This is a genomic window from Rhodococcus sp. NPDC127593, from assembly GCF_042671975.1.
Taxonomy (GTDB): Bacteria; Actinomycetota; Actinomycetes; order Mycobacteriales; family Mycobacteriaceae; genus Rhodococcus_F.
Genome location: NZ_JBHXWI010000035.1, coordinates 41,634 through 64,230 on the forward strand (window position 1 = coordinate 41,634; position 22,597 = coordinate 64,230).

At 68.3% G+C, this 22,597-nt stretch carries 20 protein-coding genes and 1 pseudogene; 14 read left to right on the forward strand and 7 right to left on the reverse strand.

Annotated elements, in window-relative coordinates; all coding sequences use genetic code 11:
- Positions 1–116 precede the first annotated feature (116 nt).
- From ACFVJ3_RS29430 to ACFVJ3_RS29445, 4 genes are all read left to right on the forward strand, one after another.
- Positions 117–1,034, forward strand: a complete 918-nt coding sequence (locus ACFVJ3_RS29430) for a hypothetical protein (protein WP_378455419.1) — start codon at positions 117–119, stop codon at positions 1,032–1,034.
- A 14-nt stretch (positions 1,035–1,048) separates the two neighbouring features.
- Positions 1,049–1,714: an ESX secretion-associated protein EspG gene (locus tag ACFVJ3_RS29435; protein ID WP_378455420.1), complete on the forward strand. Its 666-nt coding sequence runs from the start codon at positions 1,049–1,051 to the stop codon at positions 1,712–1,714.
- Positions 1,715–1,784: 70 nt separating this feature from the next.
- Positions 1,785–3,143 carry a hypothetical protein gene (locus ACFVJ3_RS29440; protein WP_378455421.1) on the forward strand — a complete coding sequence of 453 codons (1,359 nt, stop codon included), beginning with the start codon at positions 1,785–1,787 and terminating at the stop codon, positions 3,141–3,143.
- A 95-nt stretch (positions 3,144–3,238) separates the two neighbouring features.
- Complete coding sequence (locus ACFVJ3_RS29445; protein ID WP_378455422.1) at positions 3,239–3,373, forward strand: hypothetical protein; 135 nt, start codon at positions 3,239–3,241, stop codon at positions 3,371–3,373.
- An 85-nt stretch (positions 3,374–3,458) separates the two neighbouring features.
- Here the strand turns inward: ACFVJ3_RS29445 and ACFVJ3_RS29450 are convergent, their stop codons facing one another.
- The 3 genes from ACFVJ3_RS29450 to prpD are packed head-to-tail and all read right to left on the reverse strand — an operon-like array spanning position 3,459 to position 6,963.
- Positions 3,459–4,547, reverse strand: coding sequence for a bifunctional 2-methylcitrate synthase/citrate synthase (locus ACFVJ3_RS29450; protein WP_378455423.1), 1,089 nt, complete (start codon positions 4,545–4,547; stop codon positions 3,459–3,461).
- A complete protein-coding gene (prpB, locus tag ACFVJ3_RS29455) occupies positions 4,544–5,461 on the reverse strand; it encodes a methylisocitrate lyase (protein WP_378455424.1) in 918 nt (305 codons plus the stop codon). Before prpB ends, ACFVJ3_RS29450 begins: the two co-directional genes overlap by 4 nt.
- Entirely contained in the window at positions 5,461–6,963 is a 1,503-nt protein-coding gene (prpD, locus tag ACFVJ3_RS29460) for a 2-methylcitrate dehydratase PrpD (RefSeq protein WP_378455425.1), read from the reverse strand. The genes prpB and prpD overlap by 1 nt, the downstream gene beginning before the upstream one ends.
- A 168-nt stretch (positions 6,964–7,131) precedes the next feature.
- Here prpD and ACFVJ3_RS29465 point away from each other — a divergent pair, with 168 nt between their 5' ends.
- The 3 genes from ACFVJ3_RS29465 to ACFVJ3_RS29475 all read left to right on the forward strand — a co-directional run bounded on the left by ACFVJ3_RS29465 (position 7,132) and on the right by ACFVJ3_RS29475 (position 11,497).
- Complete coding sequence (locus ACFVJ3_RS29465; protein WP_378455426.1) at positions 7,132–8,556, forward strand: short-chain fatty acyl-CoA regulator family protein; 1,425 nt, start codon at positions 7,132–7,134, stop codon at positions 8,554–8,556.
- Between the two features lie 140 nt (positions 8,557–8,696).
- Complete coding sequence (locus tag ACFVJ3_RS29470; RefSeq protein ID WP_378455427.1) at positions 8,697–10,043, forward strand: hypothetical protein; 1,347 nt, start codon at positions 8,697–8,699, stop codon at positions 10,041–10,043.
- A 5-nt stretch (positions 10,044–10,048) separates the two neighbouring features.
- The gene (locus ACFVJ3_RS29475; RefSeq protein WP_378455428.1) at positions 10,049–11,497 is read left to right on the forward strand and encodes a PQQ-binding-like beta-propeller repeat protein; all 1,449 of its coding nucleotides are present in this window, start codon (positions 10,049–10,051) and stop codon (positions 11,495–11,497) included.
- Between the two features lie 12 nt (positions 11,498–11,509).
- On the opposite strand, the gene ACFVJ3_RS29480 is transcribed toward ACFVJ3_RS29475, so the two are convergent.
- The 3 genes from ACFVJ3_RS29480 to ACFVJ3_RS29490 form a co-directional block, all read right to left on the reverse strand.
- Complete coding sequence (locus tag ACFVJ3_RS29480) at positions 11,510–12,643, reverse strand: methyltransferase (RefSeq protein ID WP_378455429.1); 1,134 nt, start codon at positions 12,641–12,643, stop codon at positions 11,510–11,512.
- An 82-nt stretch (positions 12,644–12,725) separates the two neighbouring features.
- Positions 12,726–14,360 (reverse strand): AMP-binding protein, encoded by a 1,635-nt coding sequence (locus ACFVJ3_RS29485; protein WP_378455430.1) that lies wholly within the window; start codon positions 14,358–14,360, stop codon positions 12,726–12,728.
- Entirely contained in the window at positions 14,360–15,649 is a 1,290-nt protein-coding gene (locus ACFVJ3_RS29490; RefSeq protein ID WP_378455431.1) for an MFS transporter, read from the reverse strand. The genes ACFVJ3_RS29485 and ACFVJ3_RS29490 overlap by 1 nt, the downstream gene beginning before the upstream one ends.
- A 300-nt stretch (positions 15,650–15,949) precedes the next feature.
- Here ACFVJ3_RS29490 and ACFVJ3_RS29495 point away from each other — a divergent pair, with 300 nt between their 5' ends.
- From ACFVJ3_RS29495 to ACFVJ3_RS29525, 7 genes and pseudogenes are all read left to right on the forward strand, one after another.
- A complete protein-coding gene (locus tag ACFVJ3_RS29495) occupies positions 15,950–16,693 on the forward strand; it encodes an SDR family NAD(P)-dependent oxidoreductase (protein ID WP_378455432.1) in 744 nt (247 codons plus the stop codon).
- A 43-nt stretch (positions 16,694–16,736) separates the two neighbouring features.
- A complete protein-coding gene (locus ACFVJ3_RS29500) occupies positions 16,737–17,924 on the forward strand; it encodes an acyl-CoA dehydrogenase family protein (RefSeq protein WP_378455433.1) in 1,188 nt (395 codons plus the stop codon).
- Positions 17,925–17,988: 64 nt separating this feature from the next.
- The gene (locus tag ACFVJ3_RS29505) at positions 17,989–19,182 is read left to right on the forward strand and encodes an acetyl-CoA C-acyltransferase (protein WP_378455434.1); all 1,194 of its coding nucleotides are present in this window, start codon (positions 17,989–17,991) and stop codon (positions 19,180–19,182) included.
- Positions 19,183–19,186: 4 nt separating this feature from the next.
- Positions 19,187–19,770: pseudogene (locus tag ACFVJ3_RS29510) on the forward strand (TetR/AcrR family transcriptional regulator).
- 54 nt (positions 19,771–19,824) lie between these two features.
- Positions 19,825–20,400, forward strand: coding sequence for a TetR/AcrR family transcriptional regulator (locus tag ACFVJ3_RS29515; RefSeq protein WP_005252730.1), 576 nt, complete (start codon positions 19,825–19,827; stop codon positions 20,398–20,400).
- A gap of 52 nt (positions 20,401–20,452) precedes the next feature.
- Positions 20,453–20,926, forward strand: coding sequence for a winged helix-turn-helix transcriptional regulator (locus tag ACFVJ3_RS29520; protein ID WP_378455435.1), 474 nt, complete (start codon positions 20,453–20,455; stop codon positions 20,924–20,926).
- A 95-nt stretch (positions 20,927–21,021) separates the two neighbouring features.
- On the forward strand, positions 21,022–21,435 hold the full coding sequence (locus tag ACFVJ3_RS29525) for an ester cyclase (protein WP_378455436.1): 414 nt from the start codon (positions 21,022–21,024) through the stop codon (positions 21,433–21,435).
- A gap of 66 nt (positions 21,436–21,501) precedes the next feature.
- Here ACFVJ3_RS29525 and ACFVJ3_RS29530 read toward each other — a convergent pair whose 3' ends face one another.
- A complete protein-coding gene (locus ACFVJ3_RS29530; protein ID WP_378455437.1) occupies positions 21,502–22,596 on the reverse strand; it encodes a Glu/Leu/Phe/Val dehydrogenase in 1,095 nt (364 codons plus the stop codon).
- Position 22,597 lies beyond the last annotated feature (1 nt).

Sequence of the window (22,597 nt, forward strand, 5' to 3'; positions counted from 1 at the left end):
AGCCTTTCCGAGATCGGGAGCGGTGACAAGTCATATGCAGCAGTCGGTAAGGTGGCTTCCCGCCGGATTGGGGGGTCCACTCCGGGACCGGGAGTGTCCAGCATCGGAGGTCGGGGATGAATGGCGGGGAGAATTTTCGGTCGGGCGAGTGGGATCACCGCGCCATCCGGAGTGCGGTCGACGCGCTGAGGCCCGCCGAGTCCGGTGCGGTCGCCGCGGCCTGGGACGACCTCGGTCGGCGATTCCGTGAGTCGGTCAACGCGTTCCACGACGCGACCCGCGCCGCCGTCGACGCCGGCTGGCGTGGGCCGACCGCGACCACGGTGGCGGCGGCACTCGACGACTACGCCGCCCGCGCCGGACGGGTCGGCGGCCAGTTCACCGATGTGGGGGATGCGTTGCGGCACGCGACCGCAGGCGCCGAAGCGGTGCGCGGCGCGGTGGGCCGGCCCGGCGACCACCCGACCGACTGGACCCGTGTGCTGCCCGCCAACTGGACCGCGGAAGCCGACGCCGACGCCGCGGAACAGAACGCGAAGGCCGCCATGGACACCTTGTACACGTCGGCCTATTGCGTTGCGGACCAACAACTCCCCGCTGCCGGCCTCGCCGCGACCCACGCCGCGGCAACGGCCCACGGTCAGCCGGTGGGCTTCGACATCGGACCGAACGGGGTGCACGGCATACCCAGCGACCAGCAGGTGGCCGAGCCCGAATCCGATTCCGTCCCGCGCAATGAGCACCGTAAGAGCGACGAGGTGAGGCTCGAGGACCCGCAGGCAACCGCACAGGCTGCGCCGGGTTCGATCGCGGGTGCGGCGTTGGCCGGCGCCGTCGGCGGCGGGGTGGCGCGGTACGCGCACAGCATCGTGTCCTCTCACCGGACGCCCGGCCGCGAGCGGCCGAGCGGTCCGGCCCGGCCCGCCGAGCGGGAGGACGCGGAAGAACCCCCGACCTACCTCGAAAGCATCGACGAGGGAAGCGAACTCGTCGGAAAGCTGCCCCTCGTCACGCCCGCGGTGATCGGCGAATAGTCGTGGGGCACTGGGTGTTGAGCGATTCGCAGTTCTCGGCGTTGTGGGCCCGGACCGGCCAGGACCGCATTCCGTATCCGTTCAAGGTCACGAGCATGCTGGCCACCGCCGACGAGTACCAGGCGGAGCAGCGCCGGATCCGCGGCGACTTCTCCGGACCCGAACACGACCCGCTCGAGTCGGCGCTGCTGGTGCTCGCCGAACCCGACCTCCGGATCGAGATCTCCGGTTCGGCAGGCGCGGACGGCGGTACCCCGATCCGCATGACGGGAGCCCTCGCACGCGGGCACGGAATCGCGGCGGTGCAGCATCCGGGCGCCGAAGTGGTGATCCGGAGCTGCGAACCGTACGACGTCGGCCGGCAGCTGATCGCTCAGCTCCCCGACACCGACGCGGGCACGGTGGCGGGCATCGTGGTCCCACCGGCACCGGCCGGGAGCGCACGGGCGGCCCGGATCCTCGACCGGCCGTCGACGAGCCAGGGGGTCGTCACCGTCATCCGCGGGTCGCGGCACTCACCACACCCCGTCGGCGGTCTGGCGTGGCGGGACATCGAGGGCGACGGCCGGTACCTCGTGTGGGGCGATACCGCCGTCGCGGTGGAACCGGGCACGTCGTGGGACCTCCTCGACGCCGTCGCCCGGCTGACCGGACGGATCGCGGCCGGTCACCCGGTCTGAGCCCGCCGACCCCTCCTGCGCTGCGGTCTCGGCGATCGCCGCTACCGTATAGAGCGGAAGTAGGTGACTTGTGGCCGACCCGGACGGAGCAGACATGCAGGACTTCGATCTGGATTCGAGTGTGAACCGCGACTGGGCCGAGTTCCAGCGGCGCCTCGCGGACTATCTGGCAGCGATGCAGGACGAGGACCTTCTGGTGCTCGAATCGGGATTCGAGGAGCTCGACGAATCCCAGGGGCTGATGCCGTGCATCCAGTTCGTCGTGTGGGACGGTGACACGGTGCGCTGCGAGGTGCCGTCGAACCACTACCTGCACCCCGACCGCGCGCTGACCGAGGCCGAGCAGACGTACCTCACCGAGTTGGGCTGGAACCGGCCGACCCGCGGTCCGGACGACGAACCCGACGACGGCTCCCCCGCGTTCTACGTCGACAAGAAGCTGTCGTGGTCGGATCAGCTGGCCGCGATGACCGTGGCCGCGTTCCGCGACGTCTGGGGAATCACGCATCCCGCGTTCCTGAGTACCGAGACGTCCGGCACAGACCCCGAGGCCACGTTCGACCCGGTTGCGGTGCGGCCGCCGCTGGTCGCGCAGCTCGACCCCGCGACCGCCGTGGTCCCGCGCGACGTCGAGCATCTGCACGAACTGATCACGCTCGCGTTGGTGCCGATGCTCGGGCTGCTGCCCGAACGCGACCCGGATGGGGACGTCCCGATCCGGATGGGCAACACCATCCTGTTCGTCGGCCCGCTCGCCGACACCGTCGACGTGCAACTGTTCGCGCCGCTGGTGCACGACATCAGCGACCGCACCCGGGCGGCCGAAGTCACCGCCGACCTCAACCGCACGTGGTCGCGGATCAAGTTCGTGCTGGTGGACGACCGGTTGTCGGCGTTCCTGGAAGTGTCGGGCAACCCGTTCGTTCCGCAGCACCTGACGGACAGCTGCAAGGCGTTCGCCGATTTCCTGCGCACCGTCGACAACGAGTTCGCGTCGCGGTTCGGTGGCGAACTGTTCTTCAGCCGGGATTCCGGCTCCGACGAGGAACCCGAACCGGAAGCGGCACCTGGCACCGAGGGCCGGATGTCGTCGACCGACCTGCCGAAGGAACTCCAGACGCTGTTCCATCTGGATTCCGGGCCCGATCGCGACACCGATCCGGCTGTCGTCGCCGACGTCTGCGGTCACGACCGCGACCGGATCCTCGTGCTCCTGGACACCGGGACCGCCTGGGTGTCCCGGTTGCGGGATACCGATGATGCGTCGGCGGACCAGTGGGAGCGCATCGTTGGTGCCCTGCGCAACGCCCTCCGGACGGTCGTGCTGCCACCGACGACGAGCGCTCCCGACAGCAAGCCGCGGCCCGAGCAGATGGGACTGTTCAACAATCCCGAGGAGCAGACCCTGTTCGACGATCCGTCGTCCTAGAAGCGGCCCTTTCGACGATCGGTCCGGGTTTCCCGGGATGTGGCGTACTGTCGGCTCTATCGGAGCCGTCCAGGTTCCGCATTCAGGGATGGTCCATGGCTGACAAATCGCCCCGCAATTCCATGTCGAAGAAATCCGGTAAGTCGCTGAAGGAGAAGCGCGCCGACAAGAAGATGAAGACGACCGGGCAGAGCGATCCGGAAATCGTCTCGCACGTCAAGAAGCGCTAGCGCCCGTGCGCCTTTCTGGTAGCAGCAGCAACCACAAAGGCGCACAAGGCGGTCAGGCCACGACGGACCTCTGGGGAACCCCCGATTACTCGCTGAGCGGGCGGATCAAACTGTTCGACGCGCCCTGCTCGATGATGTGGGCGGTCCACCCGGTGATCCGGCTCATCACGAACATCGGTGTGAACATTTCCACGTCGAATCCCATGAGGTAGTACGCCGGACCGGTCGGGAAGTCGAGGTTCGGCGCGATGCCGGTGGCGCCGGCCATCGTCTTCTCCAGGATGTCGTACATCCGCACCCACTTCTCGCCGCCGGTGTGGGCGGCGATGTCGAGCAGTGCCGCCTTCATCGTCGGCACCCGCGAGTCGCCGTTCTTGTAGACGCGGTGGCCGAAACCCATCACCTTGTCCTTGGCGGCGAGTTTGCCCAGCAGCCACTCCTCGGCGCGGTCCGGCTCGCCGATCTCGAGCATGTCGTGCATGACGGCCTCGTTGGCGCCGCCGTGCAGCGGACCCTTCAACGCCCCGATCGCCGCGGTGACCGCACTGTAGATGTCGGACAGTGTCGACGTCACCACGCGGGCCGCGAACGTGGACGCGTTGAAACTGTGCTCCGCATACAGGATCAGCGACACCTCGAACGACTTGACGACGGCCGGATCGGGCACGTCCCCGAAGCACATGTTCAGGAAGTTCTCCGCGAACCCCAGGTGCGAGTGCGGTGCGATCGGGTCCTGTCCGCGCCTGCGCCGGAAGTCGGCGGCCACGATCGTGGGCAGCACCGCCGTCATGCGCAGCGCCTTCGCGAGGTTCTCGGACGGTGAATTGTCGTCCTCCGCAGGGTCTTCCGCACCGAGGTAGCTGATCGCCGTGCGCACCACGTCCATGGGGTGGCAGTTGTCGGGCATCTTCGCCAGCAGCGACAGCAGGGAGCGGTCGGCCCGGCGCGCCGCCCGCTCACGCTGACCGAGCAGTTCCAGCTGCGCGGGGGTAGGGAGTTCGCCGTACCAGAGCAGGTACGCCACCTCCTCGAAGCTGCAGTGCGCCGCCAGGTCCTGCACCGCGTAGCCGCGGTAGGTCAGCGCATTGGTCTCCGGCACCACCTTGGAGATGGAGGTAGTGTCGACGACGACACCGGCCAGCCCCTTGTAGATGATGGGAATTGGTTCGGTCATGACCCACTCCCCTCGATCCGGAAATTGAAGATGCCGCTGTCGAATTCGTTGTAGCGCTTGTAGTCGAGCAGTTCGTAGAGCCGGCTGCGGTGCTGCATCCGATCGAGCAGACCGGCCTGCGTTCCCTCCGCGGCGATCTGCCGCAGTCCGGCCTCGGCCGCGTACATCGCGAGCCGCAGCGTGGTCACCGGATAGATCACCGCGTTGTACCCGATGTCCTGCAGCGTCGTCGCCGAGATCAGCTCGGATTTACCGAATTCCGTCATGTTCGCGAGCAGCGGGACGGCGATGCCCGCGCGGAACTTCTCGAAGTCCGACTCGTCGGCGAGGGCCTCGGTGAACACGAGGTCGGCGCCGGCGTCGACGTAGGCCTTGGCCCGGTCGATCGCCGCGTCGAGTCCCTCGATTCCGCGAGCATCGGTGCGGGCGCAGATCACGAAGTTCGGATCGCGCCGCGCCGAGACCGCCGCCCGGATCCGCCGCACCATCTCGTCCGTCGGCACCACCGCCTTGCCGTCGAGATGGCCGCAGCGTTTCGGGTTCACCTGGTCCTCGAGGTGGCATCCGGCGATACCGGCGTCCTCGAGGACGGTGACGGTGCGCGCCGCGCTCATCGGTTCCCCGAACCCGGTGTCGGCGTCGATCAGGACCGGCAGGTCGGTGACGCGGGCGATCTGCTGCCCCCGTCCCGCGACCTCGGTCAGGGTGGTCAGCCCGATGTCGGGCAGGGCGAGATCCGCGGAGACGACGGCGCCCGACACGTAGACACCCTCGAAGCCGATCTCCTGGATCAGCTTGGCCACCAACGGGTTGAACGCGCCGGGCAGACGCTGCAGCGCGCCCGAGTCGAGCCCGGCCCGAAACGCTTTCCGCTTGTCCGCCGCCGACGTGGCCGCGGCGATCAGCCCGCTCATCAGAACAGTCCCTTCGGCAGCTTCGGTACGCGGGCGAGCACGTCCTCGGTGACGGTGAACGTCAATTGGTCCAGCTCACCGGGCTTCAGGTCGGCGGCGCCGTACGCGGCGTCGAGGAAGCGGTCCTGCTCGGCAGGTGTGATCACGCCGTCGGCGAGGGTGCGGAACTTGGCGACGTACTGGTCGCGGGCGAACGGCCGGGCACCGAACGGATGCGCGTCCGCGACGGCGAGTTCGTCGACGAGAACCTCCCCACTCTTCAACGTGATCTCGGCGCGCGCACCGAACGCCTTCTCGTCCGGGTCGGTCGAGTGGTAGCGACGCGTCCACTCCGGGTCCTCGGCCGTGGAGATCTTGCGCCACAACTCCACCGTGTCGGGGCGCTGTGCCCGCTCGGGGGCGTAGGAGCGCTCGTGGTGCCACGTTCCGTCCTGCAGCGCGACGGCGAAGATGTACATCACCGAGTGGTCGAGGGTCTCGCGGGAGGCGGTGGGGTCGAACTTCTGCGGGTCGTTCGAACCGGTGCCGATCACGACGTGCGTGTGGTGGCTGGTGTGCAGCACGATCGACGCGATCTGATTCAGATCCCCGATCCGCTCGCGCATCCGGCGCGCGAGGTCGATGGGCGCCTGACTCTGGTATTCGGCCGAGTGTTCCTTGGTGTAGCTGTCGAGGATCGCACGCTTGTCCTCACCCGGGCCGGGCAGCGGAACGTGGTATTCCTTGTCCGGTCCGCCGAGCAGCCACGCGATGACACCGTCCTCACCCTCCCAGATCGGTGACGGAGACCCCTCGCCCCGCATCGCCCGATCCACGGACTCGACGGCCACCTTGCCGGCGAGCGCCGGGGCGTATGCCTTCCAACTGGAGATCTCGCCCTTGCGCGACTGCCGCGTCGCCGTCGTCAGGTGCAGGGCCTGACCGATCGCCTGGTAGACGGTCTCCGTGTCGAGACCGAGTGCGGTGCCGATCCCGGCCGCGGCCGACGGGCCGAGATGCGCGACGTGGTCGATCTTGTGCTCGTGCAGCGAGATTGCGCGCACCAGGTCGATCTGGATCTCGTAGCCGCTGGCGAGGCCGCGGATCAGGTCGCGTCCGCCGAGTCCGGCGTGCTGGGCGACCGCGAGGATCGGCGGAATGTTGTCACCGGGGTGCGAGTACTCGGCGGCGAGGAACGTGTCGTGGAAGTCCAGTTCCCGCACCGCCACACCGTTGGCCCACGCCGCCCACTCCGGCGAGTACGTCCCGCCGACCCCGAACACAGCCGACCCTGGGCTGTAGGGATGCGACTGCGCCTGCGCCCGGGCGTTGGACACCGGGCGGCGGGTCAGGGAGGCCGCGGCGACGGCGGCGTTGTCGATGATCCGGTTGACGATCATCTCCGCCGTCGCTCCGGACACCTCGACGGGGTCGGTGGCCACCTCCGCGATCTTCCAGGCCAGGTGTTCGTCCCTGGGGAACTCCTCCGCCGAGCGTCGCGTGCGTACGAGATGTGTCTTCATCGTTTTCCTCCGTGGTCCTCGTCCTTCTTTCGCACGCTACGCAGAGGCCTCGGGGGCAAGAAATACCTCGCAAAGGCCTATTCGTGCGTATCGAACCCGGCAAACTTGCGAATGCTGCGAATCATCGTTGGGTACTGTCTGTGGGCGCGGCGATGGAGGAATGGACGCATGAAGAAGATGTACGCCGGCCCCCGGTTGCGGCGCCTGCGGGAGGAACGCCGGCTGTCGCAACTTGCGCTCGCGAAGAGCCTCGGGCTGTCGCCGAGCTACGTCAATCAGCTCGAGAACGATCAGCGCCCGCTCACGGTGCCGGTTCTGCTCAAGCTCAACGAGGTGTTCGATCTCGACGTCCAGTTCTTCGCCTCCGACACCGATGCCCGTCTGGTCGCGGACGTGCACGAGGCGCTGGTGGATACGTCGGAGTCCGGCGAGGTGTCGTTGGCGGAGATCGACGAACTCGTCGCCCGGATGCCCGCCGTGGGGCGAACGCTCGTGACGCTGCACCGACGGTTGCGGGCGACCACCGATCAGCTCGACCAGTTCTCGGCGCAGATCTCCGGGGACGCGACGCCGGACCCGGCGCACGTGCCGATGCCCTACGAGGAGGTGCGGGACTTCTTCTACGATCGGCGCAACCATATCGGCCGCCTCGACGACGCCGCCGAGGAGATGTTCAGGGGCAACACACTGTCGATCGGCGCGCTCGACCTCCAGTTGGCCCGCATCCTCCGCGACCGGCACGGGGTGACGGTCCGCATCCGCACCGACGAACCGGATCAGCTGGGCCCCAAACGACTGTATGACGCAGAGGCGGGCACACTGACGCTCGCCCGTCGGCTCACCGCCGGTCAGCGCGCGTTCCAGATCGCGATGCAGGTGGCGTTCTTCACGCAGTCGGAGACGATCGACGCGATCGTCGCCGGGGACGAATCGCTGACCGCCGAATCCGCCGCGCTCGCGCGAATCGGGTTGGCTCACTACTTCGCCGGGGCGCTGATCCTGCCGTACACGCTGTTCCTGGGTGCCGCCGAATCGCTCCACTACGACATCGACCTGCTGAGCCTGAAGTTCGAGGTGGGGTTCGAGACGATCTGTCACCGACTGTCGACGCTACAACGGCCGGGTCAGCGCGGCGTGCCCTTCTTCTTCGTCCGCACCGACCGCGCCGGGAACATCTCGAAGCGACAGTCCGCCACAGCGTTCCACTTCTCCCGGGTGGGCGGCAGCTGCCCGCTGTGGGTGGTCCACGAGGCGTTCGCGAATCCGGGGAGGATCCTCACGCAGGTATCGAAGATGCCCGACGGGCGCGCCTACCTGTGGATCGCGCGCACCACCCACAGCGGCGGTCTCGGATATCTCGCCCCGGAACGCAATTTCGCGATCGGCCTCGGCTGCGACATCGGGTACGCCGATCGGCTGGTCTATTCGCGCGGAATCCAGACGGACGACCCGAGCACGGTCGTCCCGATCGGCGCGGGCTGCAAGGTGTGCGACCGGCCCGCATGCGCGCAACGCGCCTTCCCGCAACTGGGCCGGGCCGTACTCGTCAACGAGGACAGCAGCGGCCATCTTCCGTATCCGCAGGGCAGGTAGGCGCTCCGCGCCCGTGAGTGGTTGGGGAGTCCAGGGACTCGTTGACCACGCACGGGCGTAACGCTGCCCGCAATCGTGACGAATAGGACTTCGGATGCTCCTCCGTTCGGGGTGAGCGCCTGCGACACGGGTGGGGGCACATGGGCGACGGGGCGGACAGCCGCAAGGACCGCTGGACGACGGGTCTCGTCGTGGTGTCGATCATGGCGTGTGGCGTGATCGTCGCGGGACTGCTCGATACCGGATCCGGCACTGCCACGGTCGAGGACGCCACTGGGCTCCCGTCGTACGTCACCTCGCCGGTCGAATATCCCGTCGACATTCCCGGTTGCGCGACGGTGGAACCGCCGACGGAGGGAGAGTCCTTCGCCATGTTCGTCAGCGGCGAGCAGAGTTACGACAACCCGCGCTACCCGTGGTTCTCGGCACCGAAGGCGTCGTCCATGACTGCCGCGGTCCTCGACGCTCTGCCGGAGGCCGTGGAGATCCCCTTCGTCAGCCCCACCGAGTCGTTGCTGTTCGAGCCGATTCCGGAGTACGACCAGCCGGAGACACCGGACTTCGAGGACGACTTCGGCGGCGTCACCAGCGCTCGGGGACCGCTGCTCCGGGACTCGGCACCCGGGTCGCTGTGGATATCGGTCAGCAAGGCGGACAGGCCGATTCCGCCGTGCGTGGCCGGGGAACTCGACCGTCGCACGACGCTGCCCGACGGCACCGTGCTGGATGCGGACGACACGTGGTCCGAGTACGACGGCCACCGCACGCTGTCCCGGAGCATCGCCGGCTACTTCCCGGACGGCACGTGGATCCATGCCGACGCCACCGACGAGAACTTCGCCGAGGCCGACCAAGGCTCGAAGTACAGCGGCACCATCCCACTGACCCTCGACGAACTCACCGCCATCGTGCTGCGCCCCGAACTGCGGGTGAGTACAGCGGTTCCACCGGGCACCCCGCCTCCCCCGACGGCATGCGGGTCGGGGGGCGGCTCCGAGGACGAGGGACCGGCGCTGACCCGCGCCGATCTGGACCGGTTGAACTCCGTGCTCGACGACGCGTGGCGCGATCAGGGTATCGCCGTGTCGACACCGCTCGGATCACTGCAACTGGCCGAGTACAGCGACAAGGCGGTGTGTGAGAGCGTCGACGTCACCACACCCGGATCCGAAGGGACCCTGCGAATCTCGATCGAGGGCGGCTACATCGTTCCGCCCGAGCCGGACAAGTACGACCCGTCCTACGACCCGCAAGCCGCGAAGGCCACCCGACTGCCCGACGGCTCCGTGTTGGAGCGACGGGACGGGTACACCTCCGCAGCGTCCGAGCCCAGAACACCCGCCGTCGCGGAGGCCGGCCGTTACGTGACGCTGACACGGCCGTCTGGCACCCGGGTTTCGGTCAGCTCGACCTCCACGCTGCCGGCCACTCCGCTCCCCTACGAGCTTCTCGAATCCCTGGCCACGACACCCGGACTGGAGCTGTAGCCGACATGGGCCCCGACAAGAGCAGCCGAAACCTCTGGGCCGCAGCGCTCGTGGCGGTCGTGACTGTCGCCGGCGCCGTCACCACCGTGATCGTGCACGAACCGGAGTACCCGGAGGTGAACATCCCCGGGCTCACCGGCTTTGTGGATCCCGGCGCCCCGGAGGCGTCGCCGGATGCACCGGGCGCCGAGTGGTCGCTGGATGCGGCCGCCACCTACGATCGACAGTTCGCGGTCTTCCGCAACCCGGTGTACGGCAGCGGATTCGACTCGGGCGAGCCGGGATTCGTCGACGGCGGACAGGTGCTGGTCACCATGATCGGGTTGGTGAATCAGCAGACGTCGGGGCTGGACGAGACGAGGTTGGTCGGGGTGGACGCCGACACCGGATCGGTGCGCTGGGAGACGCCGGTCGAGTCGCTGGGCGGGTGCACCGACACCCTCGCCGCCGGGCGGATGGTCTGTTACACGACCCCCTTCGAGGACGCACCGGTCATCCTGGCCGTCGACACCGAGAGCGGCTCCGTGACCCGCACACCCACCGACTGGACGATCCTCGCGATGACGGCCGCCGACGACTGGCTGTACGTGATGGAAGGCGACCCGGAATCCGACGACATCCGGGTGCACGGCGGCATCCCCACCGACCCCGATGCCCGCTGGTCACAGCGGTTCGACCTCGGTTCGGCGTGGGAGGACGCGTTCGGTCACCTCATGAGCACCGAGCACGGTCAGGGTGTGCTCGAACTCGGCGGGGAGGTGGCGGGGTTCGACCTCGCGACCGGGAATCCGACGTTCACGCGCACGCTGCCCGACTGCACGCAGTCCGCCCGGGCCACCGAAGGCGGGGTGGTCGTCCGTGTGCACAGCGACTGCAGTCTCAGCAAGGTGCTGGGCTCGGAGGCCGTCGATCGTACCGGGCGCGTCCTCGCGGCATCGGACGTGGAGGCGGTGCACACCCTTGCCGTCGATCGGCCCGCCGACACCACGATTCCGGTGTTGCTCGGCGACGGTGCCTACGACCGGACGGCGGGCGAACTGCTCTGGACGAGCCCCGATCTCGTGTCGACGCCGCGGGTCGACACTCCGCAGTCGTACGGCCCGAACACCACGCAGGGCACCGCCGTCGCCGTCCTGGGGGATGTGGCGTTGCTGCGCGACTACGAGGGCAAGACGGAAGCCGCACTCGACCTGAGGTCCGGGGACCGGTTGTGGCACCGAAGCGCCGAGTCGTACGGCACCGTCGTCGCCGCGGACGGCGACACCGCGGTCTTGCTGGAATCCGATGTCCTGCGCGCCGAGAACGTCCGGTCCGGCGAGGAACTGTGGATGCTCCCCCTGCAGACAGTGATCGACGACGACTCGTGGGACAGCACACAAGTCGTCGCGGCGTCGGATACCCGCCTGGTCTACATGACGTCGGGGACGATGGTCGGGTTGGGCGCGTCCGAGTGAATCACCCCGGGGCTACCCGGCGGGCGAGTCCTGCGCACCGAGCCGCCACAGCGACGTCACTTCCCGCTTGCGCGCGGCGTGCAGAGCATCCGAGCGGTCGGCGACCTTGCCGTGCCGGGGCGCCACGTCCCGGCGCCCGAGGACGGTCAGGCCGGCGTCGTCGATCAGGGTCAGTAATTCCTCGCGGGTCCGCAGTCCGAGGTGCTCGGCGATGTCGGACAGGATGAGCCAGCCCTCTCCCCCGGGCTCGAGGTGCTCGGCCAGGCCGCCCAGGAATCCGCGGAGCATCCGGCTGTCCGGGTCGTAGATCGCGTACTCGATCGGCGAGGTGGGGCGGGCGGGGATCCACGGCGGGTTGCACACGACCAGCGGTGCCCGGCCCTCGGGGAACAGGTCCGTTTCCACGACCTGCACCTGACCGGCGTAGCCGAGCCGGTCCAGATTAGCCCGGGCGCAGGCCAGCGCGTTCGCGTCGAGTTCGGTCGCGATCACCTTCTCGACGCCGCGGTGTGCGAGGACGGCGGCCAACACACCGGTGCCGGTGCCGATGTCGAACGCCTGCGTGAGCGACGGCAGCGGGGTGTCGGCGACGAGGTCGACGTACTCGCCGCGAATCGGGGAGAACACGCCGTAGCCGGGGTGGATGCGCGCATCCAGGGCCGGGATCTCGACGCCCTTCTTCTGCCACTCGTGGGCGCCGATCGCCCCGAGCAGATCCCGCAGGGTGGTGACGGTGGGCTGGTCCGTCGGTCCGTACGCCTCGAGCACCGCCTGCCGCACGTCGGGGGCGCGTCGCAGCGGGACGGTCTGATCGGCGTCGAACGGCACCAGCAGCATCCCCAGGATCCCCGCCCGCCGCGACTGCGTCTGCCGGTGCAGGTGGAACGCGGTGGCGGGGTCGGCGGAGGTCTTACGGGTCTTACGGTCGGTACGGGCGGCGACGGCGGTGCCGAGCTGGCGGGCGTTGTGGAAGTCGCCACGCCACAGCAGCGCCGTCCCCTCGCACGCCAGGCGGTACGCCTCGTCGGCGGTCATCGAGTCGTCGGCCACCCGGATCTTCTTCGGGGGCGTCGCCCCGCTGGTGGACCGCCACACCGCCGAATGCTCGGTGCCGTCCTCGGTCCAGCGGACGAACTCGGTTTCCATCGCACAACCATAGGCGCTTCGCGCCCGTGCGCCTTTTTGGTAGCTGCAACAACCAGAAAGGCGCACGGGCGGCGGAGCCGCCTCACGGGAGTTCGCGGACGGCCGCCCGGCGTAACTTGCCGACTTCGGTGCGCGGAAGGTCGGGCCGGAAGTCGACGACTTTGGGTGCCGCGTAGGGTCCGACGCGCTGCGCGACGAGGTGTTTGAGTTGCGTGACGAGGTCGCCGTCGTCGGCCCGGGTATCCGCGCGGACGACGACGGCCCGGACCACTCCGCCGCGGATCGGATCGTCGTAGGCGACTGCCGCGGCGTCGGCGACCGCCGGGTGCTGCAACAGCGCGTTCTCGACCTCGACCGGGCTGATGTTGTGCCCCGACGCGATGATCATGTCGTCGTCCCGGCCGAGGATCTGCCACCGGCCGTCGGGGTCTGTGACGGCTCGGTCCTCGGTGAGGAATACGTCGCCGCGCCAGCGGTCGGCCCACAGATCGGGGGTGTTCTCGTAGCCGCTGGACATCTGGTGCCGGGGCCGCCGTACCGCGATCAATCCAGGTTGACCGTCGGCCACCGGTTGACCGTCCCGGTCCGCGAGGAAGGTGTCGAAACCCGGAATCGTGGCGGACATCCAGCCCGGACCGGATCTCGATTCGGTGCCCTGAGTGTCGCCCAGGAGCATGCCGACCTCGGACAGTCCGTACCCGTTGCGCACGGCGGGTGCACCGGTGTCGGCCCAGGCCGCGGCGACCGCTGCGGTGAGCGGTTCACCGGCAGCGGCGACGGTGCGGAGCGACGGCGGCACCCCGTCCTGCGCGAACGTCGCCGTCAGTCGCCGCAACGCGGCCGGCGCGGTAGTGAGGATCGTCGCCTGCTCTTCCCGGATGACGCGATGCCAGGCCTCGGGGACGAACTTCCCGGAGTACATGACGCGCGGCACGCCCAGCGCCATGACGGCGGCACCCGTGCTGTACAGCCCGAACGCCCACGCCGGATCCGACGTCGAGAACACGACGCTGTCGCGGGTCGCCCCGAGAACGCTCTTCGCGTAGGGCATGACCGAGACGAAGGTGGCGTGGGTCATGGTGCACGCCTTCGGTGTTCCGGATGTTCCACTGGTGAACAGGAGGGTGGCGGTGTCCCCGAGTGCCGTGGTCGCGAGCGGGCCGTCGGCGTCGGCCCGGTCGACCTCGGTCCAGAAGGACCTGTCGTCCTCGCCGGCCGCGACGTCGCCGACGACGAACACGGCGGGATCGAGTCCGTGGGTCGCCTGCGCCTCCGCGAGCGCCGGCCGGTACCGCTGATCGACCACGACCGCACGGACTCCCGCCGCGTCGAGGCGCAGGCCGATCGCGTCCGGGGCAAACCCACCGAACAACGGCACGTACACCAGCCCCGAGCGCCACACTGCCAGTGCGGTGATCCAACTCTCGACCTGTCGTGAGAGGAGTCCGCCGACGCGATCTCCCCGCTTCAGCCCGGCTCGCGCGAATACCCGTGCCGCCTTGGCGGAGAGCCGGTCGAGTTCACGGTAGGTCCAGCGGTCGGCCGAACCGTCCTCGTGCCGGACGGTCAGCGCCACCCGATTCGGGTCGGCCGCATAGCGGGTGCAGATTTCGTGGGCCGTGTTGAAGTCGCCGCCGAACGGGTCGCGGTCCAGCAGGGATTCGATGTCCTGCCATGCACCGGCGAGTGCGGACGATGCGAGTCTGTCGAGAGACATCAGTGATTCACCTTTGCAGTTTTCGTCAGGGTCAGGACCAGGACGGTGATGGCGCACGCGGCGGCGATGTACGCGGCCAGTGCCCACGCACCGTCCGTCTCGGCAGCGATTGCCACCGCGATGAACGGTGCGGGAGCACTGAACACCACACCACCGAACTGATAGGCGACGGAGGCGCCGGTGTACCGGACTTCGGCCGGGAACAGACCGGTGACATACCCGGCCACCGCGGAATAGGTGACGGCGTGACCGATGGTGATGATCAGAATCATCGCCAGCAGAACGGCGACACCGACGCCGGTCGACAGCAACCAGAAGAACGGGTACGCGATCGCCGCCATGTAGAGGGACCCGTAGATCAACATCTTCCGAGCTCCGATCCGGTCCGCGATCATCGACGCGTAGGGCACCGACAGGATGTCGAGGACGCACGCGACGAGGATGCTCAACAGAATCGTCTGCCGCGAGATGCCGAGCTCCTTCGGACCGTACGACAGCACGAAGACGGTGACGAGGTAGAACGGCACGAGGGAGGCGGCCTGGGTGAGAATCCCGACGCCCAGCGCGCGCTTCTCGCCCCGCAGTACCGCGAGGATCGGGAAGTCGGCAATCTTCTTGTTGCGCTTGACGTTCTCGAACTCGGGCGATTCGACGACCTTCAGTCGAACGTACATCCCGACCGCGACCAACCCGGCACTGGCCAGGAACGGAAGCCGCCATCCCCATGCCTGCACCTGGTCTTCCGGAAGCCGCTCGACCAGGAGGAACGCGAGCGTCGCGAGCACCAGTCCGGCAGGAACGCCGGCCTGCGGCCAGCTGCCGTAGAACGCCCGCTTCTCGCGGGGTGCGTGTTCGACCGCCATCAGTACCGCGCCGCCCCATTCTCCGCCGACCGCGAAGCCCTGCGCCAGGCGAGCGAGGACGAGCAGCACGGGCGCCGCGAGACCGATCGCTCCGTAGGTGGGGATGAGTCCGATCGCGACCGTCGACGACCCCATCAGCACCAGGGAGAACACCAGCATTTTCTTGCGGCCGATCCGGTCTCCGAAGTGCCCGAAGACGATCGCGCCTGCGGGACGCGACACGAACGCGATACCGAACGTCGCGAAGGCTGCCAGCGTTCCCGACAGTGGGCTCAACGACGGGAAGAACGCCTTCCCGAATATCAGGGCGGCCGCGGTCCCGAAGATGAAGAAGTCGTACCACTCGATTGCCGTTCCGACGAAGGACGCGAAGGCGACCTTTCGGGGTTTGACCCGGGTGACCTCCAGGTCGTCGATGACTCTCATATCGAATCTCCCATCGCTGCTGATGTGGGGCGGTGCGGCTGCCGTGTCGATCCGGTGCCACCGCGGTTGTGTTCGAGCCGTCGGGCCTCGTCCGGGGTTCGCCGATCGGACATCGCGTCCGCGCCGTCGCCCCGTGTGGCCACGGTCACAGGTCTAGCACATTCCGCGCGTCGATCGCAATAGTTTTGTACCGATCGATCCAATGAGTGACCTCGCCTGAAGATCGATCATATAAGCCGTTTACGTGCATTTTCCCGTGCGCCCTGGACTATTTTTGGATCGATCAGTACATTTCCGAGCATGAACGAGAACGATCACGACGACCCACGCGTCGCGCTGGTCTCCGGCGGCTCCCGCGGCATCGGGGCCGCCGTCACCACAGCCCTGACACAGCGCGGCTGCCGGGTGGGATGCACATACCGGACCGGACGTGACGACGCGGAGAAGCTCGCCGCAGACGCCCCCGAACAGGTACTCCCGATCCGCTTCGACCTGCACGACGACACCACGGCGCCGACGGCGGTGGAGCGCGTCGTCTCCCACTGGGGACACCTCGATTCGTTGATCCTGAACGCGGGTCAGTGGTCGGGCGGCCGGCTCGTCGAGACGGACCCGGACGCCTGGTGGAGCGTGATAGAGACGAACCTCCGCGGCACCGTCGCCCTCGCGCGGGCCGCGCTGCCCCACCTCGTGCACGGCAGGTCACCGAGCATCGTGCTGGTGTCGTCGGTCGTCGGCGTGATCGGTCACGCCGGCGACACCGCGTACGCGGGTGCGAAGTCCGCGATGATCGGCTTCGGTCGCTCACTCGCCAAGGAGGTCGCGCGTGACGGCATCCGGGTCAACGTGCTGGCCCCCGGGTTCGTCACCACCGACATGACCGACGCGGTGCCCGAATCCGCACGCAGGCGCATCGAACGCGAAACCGTCCTCGGCCGATTCGGCACCGTCGACGAAATCGCCAAGGCCGCAGTCTTCCTCAGCGAAGACGCCACATTCTGCACAGGCTCCGTCCTCACCGTCGACGGTGGCTGGGCGCTGTGACACACCACGACCGCAACGACCAACAACGAAGGGAAGCAACACCATGACCGCGACACTCACGCATTCGGTCGGCATTCCGGAGTCGGAGTACCTGGCGCTCCGGGACCGCATTTTCGAGGCGATCTGGTCCGAACTCGATCCGCTCGAACAGCGGATCGAGGACGACGAGCAGGTTCCGCACGACATCGTCATGCCCATCCTCGAGCGGATCGGCGCACTCGGCCTGCTCGTCCCCCGCGAATACGGCGGCAGCGGCCTCTCGATCGCCCAGTACCTGCCGATCATCGCCGAATTCGCAAAGGTGCAGGGCGGGCTCCGGGTCATCGTCCACGTGCACAACTCCTTCGCCCACGCGCTCTCCGAGATCGGCAGCGACCGGCAGAAGGCGGACGTGCTGCCGGGCGCGGCGACGGGCCGGAACTCCGTCGCGTTCGCGCTCACGGAGCCGGGCTTCGGGACGGGCGCGGACCTCGGGTCGACAGCGGTGCGCGAGGGCGACGACTACGTCCTGAACGGCGAGAAGTGGTTGATCACCAACTCGGACATCGCTTCTCACTTCATCGTCTTCGCGAAGACGACCGCCACCGACGTCTCCGCGTTCCTCGTTCCCCGCGAGACCGAAGGTCTCTCGATCGCAGCGCTTCCCGAGACGATGGGGTGTAAGGGCACCGAGCACGGACGCGTCACCCTCGACTCCGTCCGGGTTCCCGCCACCGCGCTCGTCGGCGCCGAAGGGCAGGGGAACGAGCACCTCGAACGCGCACTGGAGATCAGCCGGGTGTTCATCGCGGCAAGTTCCCTCGGCACGTCCGAGCGCGCCCTCGAACTGTCGATCGCCCACGCGAAGAGCCGTGTCACGTTCGGCAAGCCGATCGGCACACGGCAGGCCATCCAGCGCTACCTGGCGGAGATGGCCACCGACGTCTACGCCCTGCGCGGGATCCTGGCCGACGCGGCACAGAAGTGGGATGCCGGCGAACGGATTCCCGCCGAGGCCAGCATGTGCAAACTGTTCGGCCTCGAGGCCGTCGGCCGGGTAACCGACCGGGCCCTGCTCATCCACGGTGGAATCGGATACACGCGCGCGCATCCGATCGAACGCCTCTACCGGGACGCCCGCCTGAACTGGCTCGAGGAGGGGACCCCGACCATCCAGTACCTGGTCACGGCGGGACGTCTGCTCGACGGATACGCGTTCTCCGACGCCTTCGAGACGTCGCGCAAGAACTGACATCAGCCGTCCTGCGGTCGGGAACGGCCGCAGGGCGGCACCACGCTCTCGAAGGAGAAGCACAATGACGAACGCAGACCCCACCGTCCTCATCGCGGGGGCACGAACCCCGTTCGGACGCTTCATGGGATCGCTGTCGAGCCTGAGCGCCCAGGAGCTGGGTGGCCACGCCGTCGGTGGCGCGCTGGAATCCGCCGGCGTCGACGCACGCGCCGTCGACCACGTCGTCATGGGCCAGGTGCTCACGGCAGGCAGCGGCCAATTGCCGGCGCGCGTCGCGGCGGCGGCCGCCGGAATCCCCATGACCACACCGGCACTGAACATCAACCGGATGTGCCTCTCCGGAATCGACGCGATAACGCTGGCTCACCAGATGATCGTCGCCGGCGACGCGGACATCGTGGTCGCCGGCGGTCAGGAATCGATGAGCACTGCGCCGCACCTCCTGAGGAACAGTCGTCGCGGGCACAAGTACGGCGACACGGTTCTGATCGACCACCTCGCGTTCGACGGGCTCCAGGACGCCTTCACCGGGTCGTCGATGGGGGCGCTGACCGAGTCGAGGAATCCCGCGTACGGGATCACCCGGGAGGCCCAGGACGAGTGGGCCGCACGGTCGCACCGTGCGGCGGCACGGGCGCGGAAGGACGGCGTCTTCGCGGTCGAGATCGTTCCCGTTTCGATCACGTCCGGGCGGGGTGAGTCGCACGACGTGAGCCACGACGAGGGCATCCGGGCCGACACCTCGGCAGCGGACCTCGGCGGACTGCCTCCGGCTTTCGCCGCCGACGGCTCGCTGACGGCGGGCAACTCGTCACCGATCTCCGACGGCGCCTGTGCCGTCGTGGTCACCCGGAAGTCGACGGCCGTCCGGCTCGGCCTGTCGTGGCTGGCCGAGATCGGATCACGCGCCGTGGTCGCCGGACCCGATTCGGGTCTGCACGAGCAGCCGTCGAACGCCATCCAGGCCGCGTGCCGACGCGAGGGGATCGCGCCTCGCGAACTCGATCTCGTCGAGATCAACGAGGCGTTCGCCGCGGTCACACTCGTCTCGTCCGAACGCCTCGGTCTCGACGCTGACCGGGTGAACGTCAACGGCGGCGCGATCGCGCTCGGCCACCCGATCGGCGTCTCCGGGGCACGGATCGTCCTGCATCTCGCGCTCGAACTGCGACGCCGCGGCGGTGGCGTCGGCGCAGCGGCGCTGTGCGGGGGCGGCGGCCAGGGGCAGGCCCTGATCGTGCACGTCGAACGGTGATTCGATGAGCACCAAGTACGACCTCAACCGCGCCGAGATTCTGCGCGTGTCCGCCGAGCTGTTCGCGAGGTCGGGCTATCACGGCACCGGGATCGCCGACCTGGGCAGGCGGTGGGGCTCGGCCGCGGGGCCCTGTACCACTACATCGGCAGCAAGGAGGAAGTCTTATTCGCGATCAGCAGCCGGCAGCTCGCGCAGATGAACGACGTGGCCGACGAACTCGCCCTGACCGAACCGGATCCGGAGCTACGCCTCCGCGGTCTCGCCCGTGCCCTGCTCCGCAACATCGCCGAGCACCGTGCGGAGTGGACGGTGTTCTTCCGCGAGTACCACGCCCTGACCGGTGATCGGCGTGCGCGGGTCGTCGCGGCACGCGAACGGTACGAATCGCATTGGCGGCACGCGTTCGACCAGGGCGTCCGGGACGGCGTGTTCACCCTGTTGCCGCCGTTGATGGTCAAGGGTGTGCTCGGCATGTTCAACTACAGCTACCTCTGGCTCACCGCCGACGGGGCCCGCACCCCCGAGGAGATCGCCGACGGCTTTCTCGACGCCCTGATCACCGGGCTGGCCGCGCCGAACCCGTGATCCGGGCCGTCTAGACTCACATCTTCGACCGCCGGGAGACAAAGGGGCCCTTCGATGAGCGACAAGTACGACGCCAACCGGGACCGAGTCCTGCAGGTGGCCGCCGAATTGTTCGCGAAGTCGGGCTACCACGGCACCGGGGTCGCCGAGATCGGTGAGGCCACCGGGCTGGGCCGGGGCGCGCTGTACCACTACATCGGCAGCAAAGAGGCAATCCTCTACGAGATCAGCAGCCGGCAACTCGCGCAGATGAACACGGTCGCCGACGAACTCGCGCTGTCCGAGGCCGATCCGGAGAAACGGCTGCGTGGCCTCGCACGAGCGCTCATGCGGAACATCGCCGAGCACCGCGCGGAGTGGACGGTCTTCTTCCGCGAGTACCACGCCCTGACGGACGAGCGTCGCGACCGGATCATCGCCGAACGTGAACGCTACGAATCCCATTGGCGGAACGCGCTGGAGCAGGGCATTCGCGACGGACAGTTCCGCGCTCTCCCGCGGCTGATGGTCAAGGGCCTGCTGGGCATGTTCAACTACAGCTACCTCTGGATCACCCCCGCGGGCGCCGAGACACCCGAAGAGATCGCGGACGAGTTCCTCGACGCAGTCGTCACCGGGATGCGGGCGTGAGGCGGAGCCGCTGACTTGGACCTGCCAAGCCAGTGAGGACTATCCTCGACGCATGAGTCCGTCGTCGGCCACGCCCGCCCGTTGCTCCATCGCGCGCACCCTCGAAGTCCTGGGCGACAAGTGGACGCTGCTCATCGTCCGCGACGCCTTCTGGGGCAACAGTCGATTCTCGGAGTTCACCCGCAGCCTCGGGGTGGCGTCCGACGTACTCACCGCACGGTTGGCGATGCTCGTCGACGAAGGAATCCTCGAACGCCGCGCCTATCGCAAGGAAGGGTCGCGGGAACGTCAGGAGTATGTGCTGACCGAGAAGGGCAAGCAGCTGCATGTCGTGATCGGGGCACTGGGCCAGTTCGGTCGCGACCAACTGCCGCGTCCGGGTAGCACCTCCCCCGAGTACACCGACGAGACCACCGGCGAGGCCGTGTCCCTCGCCTTCGTCACCGACGACGGTCGACGCGTTCCGGCATCGACTGTGCATGTGCAGCGGGGAACGCCGGCGCCGGCGGGCCATTCGCAGGGTTAGCCGCACCGCCCACCACAACTCCTGAAAACGGGGGCGCTACCTCGTCATATCCATGCTAACTTGGAAATACCAAGTCAGCGAGAGGCAAGGAAACCATGTCTGTACAACACGGAGTTCACGCAGTCGAGAATTTCTGGGCACGGGTGTGGCAGTCACCCCAGGACCCGCACGCGATCGATGAACTCGTCGCCGACGATTTCGTCATCGTCACCGGCGGGGAGGCGATCCGCGGCCGGGACGCCTTCAAAGAATGGGTGCGGAAGTTCCAGGCGACCGTCGAGGATCTGGAATTCATCCCCGTCGAAACGTTCCAGAACGAGGACGGTTCCCGCGTCGCGTCGCTGTGGGAAATGACCGGCCGCAATCGCGGGTTCATGGGCACCGAACCCGACGGGCAGCCCATTCATCTGACGGGCACCGCGGTGTGGAACGTTCGCGCCGACGGGATGCTCGAATCCAACCGCGTCGAGCGCAATGCCTGGGAGTTGCACCGGCGGCTGACAGCCTAGGCGCTTCGCGCCCGTGCGCCTTTCTGGTTGCGGGAGCTACCAAAAAGGCGCACGGGCCCGGAGGGCCTACTTGGCTGCAGCGATCCGGGCCTCAGCGACGGCGTCGGCTGCGGCGCCGGCGAGGATGCCGTCCCGCTTCGCGACGTCGAGGATTTGCACGACGGTGGCGAAGATCTTCTCGACCTGCGCTCGGACGTCGTCTGCGGACGTTCCGAGCCGCTCGCCGGCGACCTGGATGAGCCCGCCGCCGTTGGCGACGTAGTCGGGGACCCAGGTGATGCCGCGTTCGCCGAGGTCGTGCTCGACCGCGGGGTGGGCGAGCTGGTTGTTCGCGGCCCCGCAGATCACCTGGGCGGTGATCGCGGCGACGGACTCGTCGGTGAGCGTGGCGCCCATCGCGCAGGGCGCGTAGACGTCGAGTTCCTGGCCGATGACGCTGGACGCGATCTTGACCTCGGGGAAGTCGCGGGCCACCCGGTCGAGTGCGGCGGCGTTGACGTCGGTGGCGACCACCGACGCGCCGTCGGCGAGCAGCAGCTTGATCAGCTGGTAGCCGACCTTGCCGGTGCCCTCGACGCCGACGGTGCGGCTTGCGAGGCTCGCGGTGCCCCACTTCGCCTGGGCTGCGGCGCGCATGCCCTGGAACACGCCGAGCGCGGTCATCGGGGCGCTGTCGCCGGACCCGCCGGCGGACGTGTTGCGTCCGACGACGTAGTCGGTGGCACGGCCCATCACGTCGAGGTCATCCGAGTTGGTGCCCACGTCGCCGGCGGTGATGTACCGGCCGCCGAGCGTCTGGACGAACCGGGCGTACGCCTCGAGCAGCGCCTCCGACTTTCCGGTGGCGGGGTCGCCGATGATGACGGCCTTGCCGCCGCCGAGGTCGACTCCGGCGATCGCCGATTTGTAGGTCATGCCCCGCGACAGGCGCAGCACGTCCTTGAGGGCGGCGGCCTCGTCGGCGTACGGGTAGAAGCGGGTTCCGCCGAGCGCCGGTCCGAGGGTGGTGTCGTGGATCGCGACGATCGCCTTGAGTCCGGTGGCGGGGTCCTGGAAGAACGTCACCTGCTCGTGGGCGGTGTCGGTGGGGAAATCGGTGCGCTCGAACACTCCGGCGTTTTCGGGCAGTGCGGTGTCGTGACGTTCCGCGGTGAGAGTCATG

Bases quoted from the DNA above. Each gene is read 5' to 3' on its own strand.
- ACFVJ3_RS29430 (WP_378455419.1), top strand. From the start codon at position 117: ATGAATGGCGGGGAGAATTTTCGGTCGGGCGAGTGGGATCACCGCGCC.
- ACFVJ3_RS29445 (WP_378455422.1), top strand. From the start codon at position 3,239: ATGGCTGACAAATCGCCCCGCAATTCCATGTCGAAGAAATCCGGTAAG.
- ACFVJ3_RS29450 (WP_378455423.1), bottom strand. From the start codon at position 4,547: ATGACCGAACCAATTCCCATCATCTACAAGGGGCTGGCCGGTGTCGTC.
- prpB (WP_378455424.1), bottom strand. From the start codon at position 5,461: ATGAGCGGGCTGATCGCCGCGGCCACGTCGGCGGCGGACAAGCGGAAA.
- prpD (WP_378455425.1), bottom strand. From the start codon at position 6,963: ATGAAGACACATCTCGTACGCACGCGACGCTCGGCGGAGGAGTTCCCC.
- ACFVJ3_RS29465 (WP_378455426.1), top strand. From the start codon at position 7,132: ATGAAGAAGATGTACGCCGGCCCCCGGTTGCGGCGCCTGCGGGAGGAA.
- ACFVJ3_RS29470 (WP_378455427.1), top strand. From the start codon at position 8,697: ATGGGCGACGGGGCGGACAGCCGCAAGGACCGCTGGACGACGGGTCTC.
- ACFVJ3_RS29475 (WP_378455428.1), top strand. From the start codon at position 10,049: ATGGGCCCCGACAAGAGCAGCCGAAACCTCTGGGCCGCAGCGCTCGTG.
- ACFVJ3_RS29480 (WP_378455429.1), bottom strand. From the start codon at position 12,643: ATGGAAACCGAGTTCGTCCGCTGGACCGAGGACGGCACCGAGCATTCG.
- ACFVJ3_RS29485 (WP_378455430.1), bottom strand. From the start codon at position 14,360: ATGTCTCTCGACAGACTCGCATCGTCCGCACTCGCCGGTGCATGGCAG.
- ACFVJ3_RS29490 (WP_378455431.1), bottom strand. From the start codon at position 15,649: ATGAGAGTCATCGACGACCTGGAGGTCACCCGGGTCAAACCCCGAAAG.
- ACFVJ3_RS29495 (WP_378455432.1), top strand. From the start codon at position 15,950: ATGAACGAGAACGATCACGACGACCCACGCGTCGCGCTGGTCTCCGGC.
- ACFVJ3_RS29500 (WP_378455433.1), top strand. From the start codon at position 16,737: ATGACCGCGACACTCACGCATTCGGTCGGCATTCCGGAGTCGGAGTAC.
- ACFVJ3_RS29505 (WP_378455434.1), top strand. From the start codon at position 17,989: ATGACGAACGCAGACCCCACCGTCCTCATCGCGGGGGCACGAACCCCG.
- ACFVJ3_RS29515 (WP_005252730.1), top strand. From the start codon at position 19,825: ATGAGCGACAAGTACGACGCCAACCGGGACCGAGTCCTGCAGGTGGCC.
- ACFVJ3_RS29520 (WP_378455435.1), top strand. From the start codon at position 20,453: ATGAGTCCGTCGTCGGCCACGCCCGCCCGTTGCTCCATCGCGCGCACC.
- ACFVJ3_RS29525 (WP_378455436.1), top strand. From the start codon at position 21,022: ATGTCTGTACAACACGGAGTTCACGCAGTCGAGAATTTCTGGGCACGG.
- ACFVJ3_RS29530 (WP_378455437.1), bottom strand. From the start codon at position 22,596: ATGACTCTCACCGCGGAACGTCACGACACCGCACTGCCCGAAAACGCC.